This window comes from Flavobacterium sp. CR10, from assembly GCF_055814415.1.
In genome coordinates this window covers 1492269-1508332 of the sequence record NZ_CP185985.1, presented here as the reverse complement: position 1 = coordinate 1508332, position 16064 = coordinate 1492269, and the positions used below count along the sequence as shown (strand labels likewise).

Below are 16064 nucleotides of genomic sequence, written 5' to 3'. Positions count from 1 at the left end.
AAATATTAAAAAACACTTGAAAAATAATTCCACAAAAATAATAGCATTTATTCTAATTGCAATATTAATTTGCGCTTGTAATGCCGTAAAAAGAGTTCCCGATGGAAAAAACCTTCTTGTAAAAAATAATATTCTAGTTAACGGAAAATCGACAAACGATGAGATAGCTTCAAATCAGATGTACCAAAAACCAAATGGTAAATTATTAGGCTATAAACTTCGATTAAATTTATACAATTTAGCCAATTTAAATCCAGATTCTACTTATCAGGCAAAATTTAAAAACAATCCTGGAAAATATGAGCGTATGTCTAAGATATTTTCTGCAAAACAAGTGGATCGTCTTGGACAATCTTTTTATTATAAAGGAATTCATGAATTTCTAAAAAGCACTGGTGAACCGCCAGTAATCATTGATACTTCCAAAACTAAAAAATCATTGCTTCGTTTAAAATACTATTATTTCAATAATGGTTTTTTTAATGTTCAAACCGATTATACTATTGATACGGTTGGAAAAAAGAGGGCCGCAATTAATTATAACATCACTACAGGACCGGCTTATAAGTTAGATACAATTAGAACCAAAATAATGACTCCTGCCTTAGACTCATTATATAGAACTAATAACGAGCCTTCCTTATTAAAATCTGGAAATCAATATAAAACCACTGATTTTGAAGAAGAAAAAAACCGCATTACAACTTATTTTAGAAATCATGGTGCTTACTATTTTCAGCCAACCTATGTAACTTTTGACATTGATACCATTGGCAAAAAAGCTAAAGCTGATGTAACTTTAATAATAAACAATAATACCATTCAAGGAAGAGATTCTAGCCGTACAGAGCCTTTTAAATTGTATAAAATCAGCGATGTAAACATTTACACCGATTATTCTGCTGCAAATGCCAAGAAAAAACCAACAGACAGTGTAACCTACAACAACTTTAATTTATATAGCTACAAGACTTTAAAATACAAACCGCGTGCTATTACTGATGCTATTTTCATCACAAAAGGAAGTACTTTTGCCGATTTTAGAACGACTCTTTCTTCTCGATATTTGAATAACTTAAGGATTTTTAACTATCCGTCAATACAATACGAAGTAGACAAGAGAGATTCTACAGCTCAATCTCTGATTGCCAATGTTTATTTGACTCCGAGAAAAAAATACAGTTTCGGAGCCACTCTTGACTTAACCCATTCCAACATTCAGGATTTCGGAATTGGAGCCAGTGTTTCGGAAACAATTCGAAATGTATTTAACCGCGCTGAAACCCTTGAAATTTCGGCTCGTTTAAATGTGGGATCATCTAGAGATATGGCGAATCCAAATAATAATTTCTTTAATGTTTCTGAATATGGTCTGGATATGAAATTAAATTTCCCAAGAATCCTGCTCCCTTTTGGAACTGAAAAAATTATTCCCAAAAGCATGATTCCCTACACCTCTATTACTTCTGGTTTTTCTAAGCAGCGAAATATTGGTTTGGACAAAGAAAACTTTACAGGAGGTATCTCGTACAACTGGACACCAAAACGTCATAATACAGCAAAATTCGAATTGTTGAATGCACAGTTTGTCCGTAATTTAAATCCAGACAATTACTTTAATGTATATACTTCATCTTATGATGATTTGAATTATATCGGAAAAGATTACAATACTAATGTCAATAACTGGGGAGATACCCCAGAGGAACAGGCTAGAAAAGATCTTACTATACCTAAAGGAACTACAGGATTTACAAATGACGTATTGACTGGAAAAACAGCCTTGACTCCGGGCAATTCGCAATATCAGGAAGTTGAAAGCATTGAGGAAAGAAGAGTTCGTTTGACTGAAAATGATTTTATTCTGGCAACCAGTTTTTCTTTCACCAAAACAACCAAAAAAGATCTTGCAGACAATAATTTCTATCAATTTAGAACGAAAATAGAATCTGCTGGAACCTTATTATCTGCTGTTTCAGCAATTGGAAATTTACCTAAGAACTCTAGAGGAAACTACGAGATTTTTAATCTGGAATATTCAGAATATATAAAAACTGAATTTGACTATATCAAACACTGGGATTTTGGAAAAGAGAAAGTTCTAGCAGTGAGAAGCTTCTTTGGAATCGCAATTCCGTTCGGAAATTCAAACTACATTCCGTTTTCACGAAGTTATTATGGCGGAGGTTCCAATGATAACCGTGCATGGCAGCCATATGCTTTAGGACCTGGAAGCACCAACGCAGTAAACGACTTTAATGAGGCGAATATGAAAATTGCAGCGAGTGCCGAATTTCGTTTCAAAATTTTCGGAGATGTAAAAGGTGCATTCTTTGCAGACGCCGGAAATATCTGGAATGTACTCGATAATGTGATAGATCCGAAAGCAAGGTTTGACAACTTAAACGATTTAGAAGAAATTGCTTTAGGAACAGGATTCGGTTTAAGATACGATTTGAGCTTTTTTGTGATTCGTTTAGATTTAGGCTTTAAGACTTATAATCCGGCGCATGAGAAGGGAGACCGATGGTTTAAAGAATACAATTTTGGACACTCAGTTTTAAATTTTGGTATAAATTATCCGTTCTAATGCTAATTAATTCTTATTTTTGCAACCTAAAAACTAAAAACAACTATAAAAAAAATTAAAATGGCACACAACATTAAACCAGGAGTAGCTACAGGAGATCAAGTACAAGAGATCTTTAATTATGCGAAAGAGAAGGGTTTTGCTCTTCCAGCAGTAAACGTTACTGGATCAAGCACAATTAACGGAGTTCTTGAAACTGCAGCAAAACTAAACGCGCCAGTTATCATTCAATTTTCTAACGGTGGAGCTCAATTCAACGCTGGAAAAGGATTATCAAATGCAGGTGAAAAAGCAGCAATCGCGGGAGGAATCGCGGGAGCAAAACATATTCATACTTTGGCAGAAGCTTACGGTGCAACTGTAATCTTACACACTGACCACTGTGCAAAAAAACTTTTACCTTGGATCGATGGTTTATTAGATGCTTCTGAAAAACATTTTGCAGAAACAGGAAAACCATTATTCAGTTCTCACATGATCGATTTGTCTGAGGAGCCAATCGAAGAGAACATCGAAATCTGCAAAGAATATTTAGCTAGAATGAGCAAAATGGGAATGACATTAGAAATCGAGCTTGGTATTACAGGTGGTGAAGAAGATGGCGTTGACAACTCAGACGTAGACAGCTCAAAATTATACACTCAACCAGAAGAAGTAGCTTACGCTTACGAAGAATTATCTAAAGTGAGCCCTAAATTTACAATTGCTGCTGCTTTCGGAAACGTTCATGGTGTTTACAAACCAGGAAACGTAAAATTAACTCCAAAAATCTTAAAAAATTCTCAAGATTTCGTACAAAGCAAATTCAACACTGGACACAACCCAGTTGATTTCGTTTTCCACGGAGGTTCAGGTTCTACACTTGAAGAAATTAGAGAAGCTATCGGATACGGAGTTATCAAAATGAACATTGATACAGATTTACAATTTGCATACACTGAAGGAATCCGTGATTATATGGTAAACAATATTGAGTACTTAAAAACTCAAATTGGTAACCCAGAAGGTCCAGATGCTCCAAACAAAAAATACTACGATCCAAGAAAATGGGTTCGTGAAAGCGAAGTGACATTCAACGCGAGACTTGAACAAGCTTTTGCTGATTTAAATAACGTAAACACACTTTAAATTTTAGATTTTTGAATTTAGATTTCAGATTTCTAATGAAGCCTGAAATTTAAATTTTGAATTCAGATTGAAAAATCTAAAATTTAAAATCTACATTCTAAAATTAAAAAAATGGCTTGGTTTAAAAGACAAGAAAAAGGGATTACGACCGCTACTGAAGATAAGATGGACGTTCCGAAAGGATTGTGGTACAAATCTCCTACTGGAAAAATTATTGATGCTGACGAATTGGCGAGAAATTTGTTCGTTAGCCCTGAAGATGATTTTCACGTTCGAATTGGAAGCGCAACCTATTTTGAAATTTTATTCGACAACAACGAATTTGTTGAGTTAGATAAAAACATGACTTCTAAAGATCCTTTGCACTTTGTTGATACAAAGAAATATGCAGACCGATTGAAAGATGTAATGGAAAAAACTCATCTTAAAGACGCTGTACGTACGGGAGTTGGAAAATCTAAAGGAAGAGAACTTGTAATCTGCTGTATGGATTTTGCATTCATCGGTGGATCTATGGGGGCTGTTGTAGGTGAGAAAATTGCAAGAGGTATTGATCACGCCATCAAAAACAAACTTCCGTTTGTAATGATTTCTAAATCTGGTGGAGCTCGTATGATGGAAGCTGCTTATTCTTTAATGCAATTAGCAAAAACTTCTGTAAAACTAGCTCAATTAGCTGAAGCTAAATTACCTTACATCTCTCTTTGTACAGACCCAACAACTGGAGGAACAACTGCATCTTACGCTATGTTAGGAGACATCAATATCTCTGAACCAGGCGCTTTGATTGGTTTTGCTGGTCCGCGTGTTGTTCGCGATACTACAGGAAAAGATTTGCCAGAAGGTTTCCAAACTGCTGAGTTCTTATTAGAGCACGGTTTCTTAGACTTTATCACGCCAAGAAAAGAATTGAAAGATAAGATCAACTTATACATCGATTTGATTCAAAACAATGATATCAGATAGTTTTAAAACTATTTAAAATAGAGAATCCCAAGAAAATTGCTTCTTGGGATTTTTTTTGGTTGTATATTCGCTTATTGTAATATAAAACTTATTTTTTTATGTTTAAGATTAAATCTATAGAAAAATTAAAACATGAGCTTTTGGCTCAAAAACAACAATTAAGAAACTTTCCTAAATCTGCTCAATTTCCCTTTGACAATCTATATATAGAAATAGTTACTCAAATTAAAACTATCGAAATTTCCGCCGAATGTATATTATTAGACAGCGTTCAGTCTTTTAATGAAAATAAAGAATTTTCAGATGCAGAATATTGGAGAGTAAATTCGACAAATGAAGAAATTTCGAGCTACTGGTTTTTTGCAAATAATGGACAAGGTGACCTTTGGCTTTTTGACAAAGAAAATAAAATTTATTTTTACGATCATGACCAAGAAGAAATGAGTCCTGAAAATTTTTTAGATATGGGTTTAAACTTTGAAAAATGGCTACAATTTGCAGATCTCAACAATCAGCTTGATACTCTTTTCATAAATCTAGATAAAATTGACAAACATCTTATATTAAAATATGAAGAGAAATTAAAAGAAATTAGTATTACTCTATTTAACAATTACCCATTTAACTATTATTAAATCCATAATAGATTAAAATCTGAAGGGAAAACAATATTTATTTTTTCGGCTTGTTATTTCGAAGTTCTTTTTCTGCTATCGTAAAAGCTCTCTTTTCACGCCAAACAGCATAACGCTTTCTAAAAACCACTTTTATACCGCTGTCTACTGCGCCATGCATAAATAAACTCCAAACGCTGGCTACTTTTCTAGACCATGATTTGTCCCATGCGCGAAGTGTTAGAGAAAAAGAACCATCAATGTAACGCATCCAATGCCACATTCCTGTTGGCATAAATAACGTATCTCCGTGTTCAAGAAAAACTTCATACCCTTCTACTCCTTTTAGAGCAGGAAATTTTTCAAAATCGGGATTAGCCACATCATAATCTTCTAAGGCATAAGTGGTATTAGGAATACAATAGAGTCTTTTCTTCCATTTATTATCAAATAATATGATATGCTTTCTTCCACCAAAATGGGTATGAAAAAGATGCGGTAAATCGATATCATAATGCAAAAAAGTAATCGCTTTTGAACCTCCAAAAAACATAGCTGGCATACTTTCTATAAAACCTCCCATTAATTCTTTTGGAACTTTTACATCATTAACTAATTCTGGTCTGTGCTTAAAAAGATTAAAGAAAAAAATACGCAATTGTGTAGGTTCTCTTTTTATAAGATCTAAGTATTCGCCAAATTTCATGCTGGCGATTGAAGCATTAATTACTTTTGAAGGATCGGCTTTAGAATTATCTACCAATTTTACCTCAATATCTCCAGCAATTTCCTTAAAATATTCTGTCGACCATTTTTCTTTTGCAGGCCAATCATTTGTGAGTCCTTTTATAATTAAGGGCTTCTTTTTGTCTAAATAATTTCTTTTGAAATCTTCTCTAGAAATAGACTCAACAGTATCGACAGATTTAAGATTAAAGCTCATTGTTTGAGTATTTTATGTTCTTGGTCTATCAAAAATATCTAATTATTTTGAGCCATCAAAATTTACAGTAAAATAACACAAAAACAATATTACATTCCTGTTCGAATGGCTTCTACAGGATCTAAATTTGCTGCAGAAACCGCTGGCAGAATACCAGAAATTAATCCAATAAAGGCAGCTAAAGTTGTTCCTAAAACTATATTGCCAAAACTTAAAACAAACTCGAAATCCAGCAGTTTTGTCAAAGCAAAAGCAATTCCCCAAACCATCAGAAGACCAATAATTCCGCCAATAACTGATAGAATAATAGCTTCAAACAAAAATTGGAATAAGATAAATTTATTTTTTGCTCCTAATGATTTCTGAATTCCGATAAGATTTGTTCTTTCTTTTACGGAAACAAACATAATATTGGCAATTCCGAAACCGCCAACCAGAAGAGAAAATCCGCTAATAATCCAACCAACAAAATTCATCTGCCCTAAAATACCATCAATAAAATCAGTAAAACCTGAAAGGACATTAATAAAGAAATTATCCATTTCTCCAGCTTTCATTCCGCGAATTGCACGAAGTTTCTGAGCGATTTCTGCTTTATATGCATCCATATCAACACCTTTTACTGGTTTTAAAACAATAACAGGAGTCATCGAATCGCTATCTCCGTACATTCTTCGTAAAAAATTAGCAGGAAGATAAACCGAAGTGTCATTGCTATCTCCAAAAAAACCAGCTCCTTGTTTTGCCATTACGCCAATAACGGTAAAACGCTGTCCGTATAGACGAATATTTTTGCCGATCGGATCGCTTGAACCAAAAAGTCCATCAGCGATATCATATCCAAGAACAATAACAGGAGTTCCAGAATTCGATTCAGATTCATTATAAAATCTTCCTTTATCAAAACTCAATCCATCAATATCGACCATTTCGCTTGACGACGGAATAATATTTACATCGCTGACTGTTTTAGAATCGTATTTTAAACTTTCTCTATTTACAAAAAGCTGGTATCCGACTTGATCGGTATTATTCATTGAGTTTTTTAAGCCAATGTATTCGTCATATTTTACATTTGGAAACTGTTCTCTCTTCCATTGCGGAATTTCAGATGGTCCAAAGCAATATTTCATTAAATAAATTGTATTTTTATCTAAACTGCTCAAATCTTTAGAGATTTTTTTATCTAAAGAGTCAACAGCAGCCAAAACAGCGATAATCGAAAAAATACCAATCGTAACACCTAAAAGCGACAACAGAGTGCGTAATTTATTATTTCGCAAAGCATTGATGGCAAAGCTTAGACTTTCCTTTAATAATCTTAGATAAACGATCATATTTTCGTATTTTTCAATAAAGTAAAATTCAATAATTTAAATTCAAAAACCTAATAAAAGTTAACTTACTCATCAGTAGATTTTTTTAGCATTTTGTTACACTAATTTTTTTTAATATAATATATAAAAAAACTACTTTTGCAGTCTCAAAATCATAACTACACAATGAGCACAACTAAAAAAATACAATCGGCATTAATTTCTGTTTTTTCTAAAGATGGATTAGAACCAATTGTTAGAAAATTACACGAGCAAAATGTAACACTTTATTCAACTGGAGGAACTGAAGATTTCATCAAAAACCTTGGCATTCCAGTAGTTCCTGTTGAAGACATTACTTCTTTCCCAGAAATTCTTGGCGGAAGAGTAAAAACTTTACACCCAAAAATTTTTGGAGGTATCTTGAATCGTCAAGACAACGAAAGCGATGTTCAGCAAATGAAGGAATTTGATATTCCTCAAATCGATTTAGTAATTGTTGATTTGTATCCTTTTGAAAAAACTGTTGCTTCTGGAGCTAGCGAACAAGATATTATTGAAAAAATTGATATCGGTGGCATTTCATTAATTCGTGCTGGTGCAAAAAATTTCAAAGACACTGTAATTGTAGCTTCTGTTAATGAGTACAGCTTACTTTTAGATTTGATTACGGAGCAAGACGGAGCAACAACTTTAGAAAACAGAAGATTGTTTGCTACAAAAGCATTCCATGTTTCATCTCACTACGATGGAGCTATTTTTAATTATTTCAATACAGACGAGACTATTTACAAAGAAAGCATTGCAAACGGTCAAGTTTTAAGATATGGTGAAAACCCTCACCAAAAAGGATTTTTCTTTGGAGATTTTGATGCAATGTTCAAAAAACTTCACGGAAAAGAATTATCATACAACAACTTATTGGATGTGGACGCAGCGGTTAATTTAATTGCTGAATTTAAAACTGACGGACCAACATTCGCCATTTTAAAGCACAACAATGCTTGCGGATTGGCTTCAAGAAAAACAATCAGCGAAGCTTATTTAGCGGCTTTAGCTTGTGACCCTACTTCAGCTTTTGGAGGAGTGCTAATTTCTAACACTAAAATTGATTTAGAAACTGCGCAGGAAATCAACAAATTATTCTGCGAAGTTGTAATTGCTCCAGCTTATGATGATGAGGCAGTTACAGTTTTACAAGAGAAGAAAAACAGAATTATTTTAGTACAAAACGACGTTGAATTGCCAGCTCGTCAAGTAAGAACTTGTCTTAACGGATTGTTAATTCAGGACAGAAATAATATTACGGATAATAAAGAGCATTTAAAAACCGTTACCATTACAGAACCTACTGCTCAAGAGATCGAAGATTTGATCTTTGCTTCTAAAATCTGCAAGAATACAAAATCAAACACAATTGTATTTGCTAAAAATGGAACATTGATTTCATCAGGTACAGGTCAGACTTCAAGAGTTGACGCTTTAATTCAAGCAGTTGACAAAGCAAAAGCTTTTGGTTTTGATTTAAATGGAGCTTCGATGGCAAGTGACGCATTTTTCCCATTTCCGGATTGTGTAGAATTAGCCAAAAAAGCAGGAATAACTGCTGTAATTCAGCCAGGAGGTTCGATAAAAGACGAATTAAGTATAAATTATTGCAATGAAAATAATCTTGCAATGGTATTTACAGGAACTCGTCATTTTAAACATTAATTTGTTTAACTTTGTTCGATAAATAATTTATAACATTTTAAACCCCTAAAAAACTTATGGGATTTTTTGATTTCATGACCGAGGATATTGCGATAGACCTTGGAACCGCAAACACTTTAATCATTCATAATGATAAAGTTGTCATTGATAGTCCGTCTATCGTTGCACGTGATAGAGTATCAGGCAAAATCATTGCTGTTGGTAAGGAAGCCAATATGATGCAAGGTAAAACACATGAAAACATCAAAACTATAAGGCCTTTGAAAGATGGTGTAATCGCTGATTTTGATGCTTCGGAAAAAATGATCAATATGTTCATTAAAAGTATTCCTGCATTGAAAAAAAGAATGTTTACTCCAGCTTTACGTATGGTTGTATGTATTCCTTCTGGTATTACTGAAGTGGAGATGAGAGCGGTGAAGGAATCTTGTGAGAGAGTAAACGGAAAAGAAGTTTACTTGATTCATGAACCAATGGCGGCGGCAATTGGTATTGGTATTGACATTATGCAACCAAAAGGAAACATGATTGTCGATATCGGAGGTGGTACAACAGAAATTGCTGTTATCGCTTTAGGCGGAATTGTATGTGACAAATCTGTAAAAATTGCAGGTGACGTTTTCACAAATGATATCGTTTATTACATGCGTACACAGCACAACTTATTTGTTGGAGAAAGTACTGCTGAGAAAATTAAAATTCAAATCGGAGCGGCGATCGAAGATTTAGATGGTCCACCAGAAGATATGTCGGTTCAAGGTAGAGATTTGCTTACTGGTAAACCAAAACAAGTAGATGTTTCTTACCGTGAAATTGCAAAAGCATTAGACAAATCTATTCAGCGTATTGAAGATGCGGTAATGGAAACATTATCACAAACTCCACCTGAGTTGGCAGCAGATATCTACAACACTGGTATTTATTTAGCTGGTGGAGGATCTATGTTGAGAGGACTTGACAAACGTATCTCTCAAAAAACAGATTTACCAGTTTATATTGCTGAAGATCCATTAAGAGCTGTTGTTCGCGGTACAGGAATGGCTCTTAAAAACATTGCAAAATTTAAAAGTATCTTAATCAAATAAGATTCAAAATAATAATCAATTTACTTTTATGAGGGTCAAATTTTATTATTTGACCCTTGTAAAAACTGAAACCTTTAAGCAATCCTGAAACAAAATAACCAGACAAGAAATGCAGCAAATATTTAATTTCCTTATAAGAAACAGTAATCGATTGCTGTTTTTGCTGCTTTTAGGTATATCGTTAGGACTCACTATTCAATCTCATTCTTACCATAGAAGCAAAATAATCAGCTCTGCCAATTTCTTAAGTGGAGGTGTTTACGAAAAAATCAATCGTATTAATGAATATTTGAATTTACAAGCTGAAAACGACGAACTTGTACTTGAGAACGCAAGATTAAAAAGTCTTTTATTCAATAAAGAAGACACTTCCAAATTACCTTTGCCAGATACTATTAAAGGAGTAAAACCCGCCGATATAATTGTGTCAAAAGTAATTCACAATACATACAGTACACACGAAAACTTTCTTACTTTGAACTCTGGATCTAATGAAGGTGTTAAACCAGATATGGGAGTAATAAACAGTTTAGGAATTGTGGGTATTATAGATGATACATCGCCAAGATATTCTACAGTTGTGAGTATTTTGAACATGAAATCTAGGATCAATGCGAAGTTAAAAAAATCAAATCACTTTGGGTCTTTAACTTGGGATGGAAAAAGCACTGGTTTCGTACAGTTAAGAGACGTTCCGAGATTAGCTTCGGTTAGAAAAGGAGACACAATTGTAACAGGAGGTCAATCCGTAATTTTCCCTGAAGGAATAAATATTGGAACCGTTGAAACAATTTATCAAGAGCGAGAAACAAGCTTCTATGTCATAAAAGTTAAATTATTTAACGACATGACAAACTTAGGGCACGTTTATATCATCAAGAGCAAGGACAGAGAGGAACTTATTAATTTAGAAAACAAAGAAAAAAATGAATAGCGCTCTGTTAGTCAATATTTTTCGATTTATTATGTTGCTGGCAATTCAGATTGTTATTTTCAACAATATGAATTTCCTAGGATATATAAGTCCTTTTCCATATATCTTGTATATCATTCTGTACCCTGTAAACAGCAATAAAGCAGGATTAATAATTTCTAGTTTTTTCTTGGGATTAATAATGGATATGTTTTGTAATTCTGGCGGGATACATGCCACTGCCTGTGTCGTTTTAGCCTATTATAGACCATATATATTTAAATTTTCTTTTGGTTTAAGTTATGAATATCAAACCATTAAACTAAACGAATCTTTAACACCAGAACGATTTTCATTCATACTAGTTTCGGTTTTAATTCACCACATTGTATTATTTGTTTTGGAAGCATTTCAATTCAAATTTATCTGGGACATTTTGCTCCGAACCTTATTTAGTTCTATCTTTACTATAATCACCTCAATAATAATAATTTATCTTATTAAGCCCAATAAACGATGAGAAAAGTCCTGCTGCCCACTATAATTATTATTGCAGCGTCTTTGCTAGTGATTAGGATTTTTTACCTGCAGATTATTGATGATTCTTTTAAATTGAAATCAGAAAATAATGCGATAAAAAAAGTGTATGACTATCCTGAAAGAGGTTACATCTATGATCGTAATGGCAAACTTCTTGTTGCCAATCAGCCCTCTTATGACATCATGGTTATTCCGAGAGAGGTAAAAAAAGATTTGAATATTGCTGAATTCTGTGCGCTTTTAAATATCACTCCTGAAGACTATCATAAGAGAATGGAAAAAGCAAAGGTGTACAGCCCTAGACTTCCATCTGTATTTTTATCGCAGTTGAACAAGAATGAATTTGCTGCTTTTCAAGAGAAAATCAGAAAATATGACGGTTTCTATTTCCAAAAAAGATCTCTTCGCGATTATGAAGTAGATTACGGTGCCAATATTTTTGGTTCTATTACACAAGTAAATGAAAGCCAAATTGCAAAAAATCCTTATTACAACAGTGGAGATTTAATTGGAAGACAAGGCGTAGAAGAGAGTTACGAAGAAATATTGCGAGGCATTAAAGGTGTTAAATACATTCAAAAAGATAAATATAATAGAGAAATTGGATCTTATAAAGAAGGGAGATATGATACGATTGCCGTAGCCGGAGAAGATATCAATTTGACCATTGATGCTGAACTTCAAAAATATGGCGAGGAATTAATGATCAACAAAAGAGGTGGAATAGTTGCAATTGAGCCAAAAACAGGTGAAATTTTAGCACTTGTTACTGCTCCATCTTACGATCCTGGAATTTTAGTTGGAAGACAAAGATCTAAAAACTACACTCTTTTATATAATGATTCTATCGCAAAACCATTATACGACAGAGGTCTTTTAGCGGAATATCCTCCAGGTTCTCCATTTAAAATCCTAACTGGTTTAGTTGCGCTTCAAGAAGGTGTAGTAAATGAGCAAACAACTTTCATGTGTCATCACGGATTCAGTTATGGTGGAGGCCGATTCATGAAATGCCACGGTTTTGGTCCACACCAATTACATAATGGTATTTACAACTCTTGCAACACTTATTTTGGACAAGCTTATATGCTTACCATCAACAAGTACAAAGATCCTGGTCATGCAGTTGATATCTGGAGCAGTCATGTAAAAAGTTTTGGACTAGGTCAGTTCATGGGTTATGATTTACCTACCGGAAGAAGAGGAAACATTCCAACTTCTAAAACCTATAAAAGAATCTATCCTAACGGAGGATGGAGAAGCTCAACCATTGTATCGAATGCAATTGGCCAGGGAGAAGTTTTGATGACACCAATTCAATTAGCCAATATGATGGCGACTGTTGCCAATCAAGGCTATTATTACACTCCTCATATCATTAAAAAAATTGAAGGAGAAAAGATAGATGAGAAGTTCACTACAAAACACGTGACCACAATTGATCAAAAATATTTCCCACCGGTTATTAGCGGATTATTTGATGTATACAATAAAGGTACAGCGTATGCTCTTAGAGTTGAAGGAATTGACATTTGCGGAAAAACGGGAACTGCAGAGAATTATGCAAAAATAAACGGTAAGAGAGAAAAACTTAAAGATCACTCTATATTTGTTGCTTTTGCTCCAAAAGACAATCCAAAAATAGCTATTGCCGTTATGATTGAAAATGGAGGTTTTGGAGCAACAGTTGCTGGTCCGATTGCCAGTTTAATGATTGAAAAATATTTGAGAAAGAAAATCACAAGAACTGATTTAGAAATAAGAGTATTAAATAAAAGTTTGGTATCTGAATACGCTAAACTTGGAGGCATGAATGCAGCAAGTGCTATAGAATCTGTTCCAAAAGATTCTGTTTTGCAAGCAAAAATTGTAAAACCAAAAGTACCAGCAGCCGTAACAGCACCTAAAACGGAAGTTAAAAAAACAGCAGTAGACACAACTAAGAAAAACTAAGAAAGATTATTTCAGATGAAAAATCAAAGTGTAAAAAATAATATTGATTGGATAAGTGTCTTTATCTACATTACGTTGGTAACTTTAGGTTGGCTTAATATTTATTCGTCTTCTCTATTATCAACTGATGGAACGTACCAAAAACAGCTTATTTTTATCTGCTGCACTATTCCATTGATATTTGTTGTACTTTTTGTTGATGGCAAGTTTTACGAAAAATATGCCAGTATCATATTTGGAGTTTCCTTATTGTCTCTTGCGGGATTATTTCTTTTTGGAAAAACCATTGCAGGACAACGATGCTGGTATGCTATTGGCAGCTTTACTTTACAACCATCTGAGTTTGCAAAAGCCGCAACTTCTCTGGCATTGGCCAAATATTTAAGTGACACACAAATCAACTTAAAAGAAACCAATAGACAAATTCAGGCTCTGGCTATTATGTTATTGCCAGTAATTTTGATTTTACCACAGCCAGATCCTGGAAGTGCTTTAATTTATAGCGCATTCATCCTTGTTTTGTACAGAGAAGGTTTACCTTCTTGGTATGTATGGACAGCCTTTATAACCATTGTTCTTTTCGTTCTTACTTTAGTTTTAGAACCATACGCTGTTATTGCAATGGCTTTTGTCGTGCTTGCAATTATACACTTTAAAGGCAGAGTAGTTGATAGAAACATCATTTTAAGCGGAATTTTATTAGTCCTAATCTCTGGATTTGTTTTCTCTGTTGATTATGTTTTTGATAATGTTTTTAAACAGCACCACAGAGACCGTTTTAATATTTTATTAGGTAAAACTGTAGATATGAAAGGTATTGGATATAATACCAATCAATCTGAAATTGCAATTGGATCTGGAGGATGGCTTGGAAAAGGTTTTCTTGAAGGAACACAAACCAAAGGAGGATTTGTACCAGAGCAGCACACCGATTATATCTTTACCACTGTTGGTGAAGAATGGGGTTTTGCGGGTTCATTGGTCGTAATTTTACTTTTCACAGGTTTGCTTCTTAGAATTATTTATTTAGCAGAAAGGCAAAAAACAAAATTCAGTCGAGTTTATGGATATTGCGTCGCTGCAATTCTCTTTATACATTTCTTTGTAAATATTGCCATGGTAATTGGAATTTTCCCAACAATCGGAGTTCCTCTGCCCTTCTTTTCATATGGAGGCTCTGGACTCTGGGGATTCACCATTTTATTGTTTATTTTCCTCAAAATGGATGCCAACAAGGTGAATGAATGGTAATACTTTAAAATATTCAATTTTTAAATCCCAAATTCCAACTTGAATTACTTTTGTATTATACAACTAAAATAATTTAACCTTAAAGCTGTAATTACGTTTCAAAAACTGATTATAGCTTTTTTGTTTCTATTAACTTAGATTTATCTGCAAAGAAAACTACATCATATAATAAAAACATCTATAATAGCTTTAACAACAAGCATAAAAAAATCCGAAGCTGAAAACTTCGGATTTTTTTTTATTCTTTATTTGATTATATCTCTTCGTGTGGTCTCTTTTTTAAAAGTTTCAGCAGAACTGGGAATGTCGAAATAATGATGATAATAATAATGATATATTCAATATGTTTCTTTAAATCTATTCCTTGTTTTAAGAAAACTCCGTATAAATAATGTCCTGCGAAAATCAATATAAATGACCAAAGAAAAGAACTCAAGACGTTATAAAACATAAACTTCTTTTTGTCCATCGAAACGATTCCTGCAACAATTGGAGCGAACGTTCTGAAAATTGGCAGGAAGCGTGCATAAATAATTGCCTTTCCTCCGTATTTCTCAAAAAAATCTTTTGATTGAAGCAAGTACTTTTTCTTAAACCAGAAAGTATCTTCTTTTTTGAATAAATAATAACCACTTTTTGCTCCAAACCAATAACCAGTCATATTACCTAAAACTCCCATTATGGCAACTGCAGTAGCAAGCAGAAACACATTTACAAAATCATTTGGAATATAGGCAACATTTTCAATTAGATCACGACTGTAAATACCTGCTAAAAAAAGCAAACTATCTCCAGGCAGAAAAAACCCTGCAAAAAGTCCTGTCTCAGCAAAAACTATAAACAGCACAATAAATAACCCAATCTGAAAACCTCCGACGCTTAAAGTAATATAAAATTCAGGGTTTAGTAACTGGGTCCATTCAAAATTATTCATAAATGTGATTGGTTATTTTTTATAGTTCGTGAAAGTAACAATAATTTACCTTAACCACAATAAAATGCGGTATTTTAAACATAAATTAACTATTAAAAAAAGCCCAGACTTCTTTGTC

The 16064-nt window shown here is 33.5% G+C and carries 13 protein-coding genes; 10 read left to right on the top strand and 3 right to left on the bottom strand.

The features are described 5' to 3' along the window. The first annotated feature begins 16 nt into the window (after positions 1-16). From tamL to ACNRYB_RS06855, 4 genes are all read left to right on the top strand, one after another. Entirely contained in the window at positions 17-2590 is a 2574-nt protein-coding gene (gene tamL / locus ACNRYB_RS06870; protein ID WP_473729613.1) for a translocation and assembly module lipoprotein TamL, read from the top strand. A gap of 60 nt (positions 2591-2650) precedes the next feature. Beyond that, entirely contained in the window at positions 2651-3718 is a 1068-nt protein-coding gene (gene fbaA, locus ACNRYB_RS06865; protein ID WP_008466540.1) for a class II fructose-bisphosphate aldolase, read from the top strand. A gap of 111 nt (positions 3719-3829) precedes the next feature. After that, on the top strand, positions 3830-4684 hold the full coding sequence (gene accD, locus ACNRYB_RS06860; RefSeq protein WP_111367748.1) for an acetyl-CoA carboxylase, carboxyltransferase subunit beta: 855 nt from the start codon (positions 3830-3832) through the stop codon (positions 4682-4684). A gap of 98 nt (positions 4685-4782) precedes the next feature. Beyond that, the gene (locus ACNRYB_RS06855) at positions 4783-5319 is read left to right on the top strand and encodes an SMI1/KNR4 family protein (RefSeq protein WP_263524097.1); all 537 of its coding nucleotides are present in this window, start codon (positions 4783-4785) and stop codon (positions 5317-5319) included. 37 nt (positions 5320-5356) lie between these two features. Here the strand turns inward: ACNRYB_RS06855 and ACNRYB_RS06850 are convergent, their stop codons facing one another. Together ACNRYB_RS06850 and ACNRYB_RS06845 are read right to left on the bottom strand one after the other, a co-directional pair. Next, complete coding sequence (locus tag ACNRYB_RS06850; protein WP_473729612.1) at positions 5357-6241, bottom strand: cupin-like domain-containing protein; 885 nt, start codon at positions 6239-6241, stop codon at positions 5357-5359. An 89-nt stretch (positions 6242-6330) separates the two neighbouring features. Continuing rightward, positions 6331-7578: an ABC transporter permease gene (locus tag ACNRYB_RS06845; protein WP_473729611.1), complete on the bottom strand. Its 1248-nt coding sequence runs from the start codon at positions 7576-7578 to the stop codon at positions 6331-6333. Positions 7579-7743: 165 nt separating this feature from the next. Between ACNRYB_RS06845 and purH the strand changes: the two genes are divergently transcribed. From purH to rodA, 6 genes are all read left to right on the top strand, one after another. Continuing rightward, positions 7744-9270: a bifunctional phosphoribosylaminoimidazolecarboxamide formyltransferase/IMP cyclohydrolase gene (purH, locus tag ACNRYB_RS06840; protein ID WP_129746145.1), complete on the top strand. Its 1527-nt coding sequence runs from the start codon at positions 7744-7746 to the stop codon at positions 9268-9270. Positions 9271-9326: 56 nt separating this feature from the next. Then, complete coding sequence (locus tag ACNRYB_RS06835; protein WP_008466528.1) at positions 9327-10355, top strand: rod shape-determining protein; 1029 nt, start codon at positions 9327-9329, stop codon at positions 10353-10355. A 109-nt stretch (positions 10356-10464) separates the two neighbouring features. After that, positions 10465-11289: a rod shape-determining protein MreC gene (mreC, locus tag ACNRYB_RS06830; RefSeq protein ID WP_343705378.1), complete on the top strand. Its 825-nt coding sequence runs from the start codon at positions 10465-10467 to the stop codon at positions 11287-11289. Continuing rightward, on the top strand, positions 11282-11788 hold the full coding sequence (locus ACNRYB_RS06825; protein WP_129746143.1) for a rod shape-determining protein MreD: 507 nt from the start codon (positions 11282-11284) through the stop codon (positions 11786-11788). Before mreC ends, ACNRYB_RS06825 begins: the two co-directional genes overlap by 8 nt. Further along, entirely contained in the window at positions 11785-13761 is a 1977-nt protein-coding gene (gene mrdA / locus ACNRYB_RS06820) for a penicillin-binding protein 2 (protein ID WP_129746142.1), read from the top strand. Before ACNRYB_RS06825 ends, mrdA begins: the two co-directional genes overlap by 4 nt. Positions 13762-13776: 15 nt before the next feature. Beyond that, positions 13777-15012 carry a rod shape-determining protein RodA gene (rodA, locus tag ACNRYB_RS06815; protein ID WP_129746141.1) on the top strand — a complete coding sequence of 412 codons (1236 nt, stop codon included), beginning with the start codon at positions 13777-13779 and terminating at the stop codon, positions 15010-15012. A gap of 253 nt (positions 15013-15265) precedes the next feature. On the opposite strand, the gene ACNRYB_RS06810 is transcribed toward rodA, so the two are convergent. Further along, positions 15266-15946, bottom strand: a complete 681-nt coding sequence (locus ACNRYB_RS06810) for a DedA family protein (RefSeq protein ID WP_343705376.1) — start codon at positions 15944-15946, stop codon at positions 15266-15268. Positions 15947-16064 lie beyond the last annotated feature (118 nt).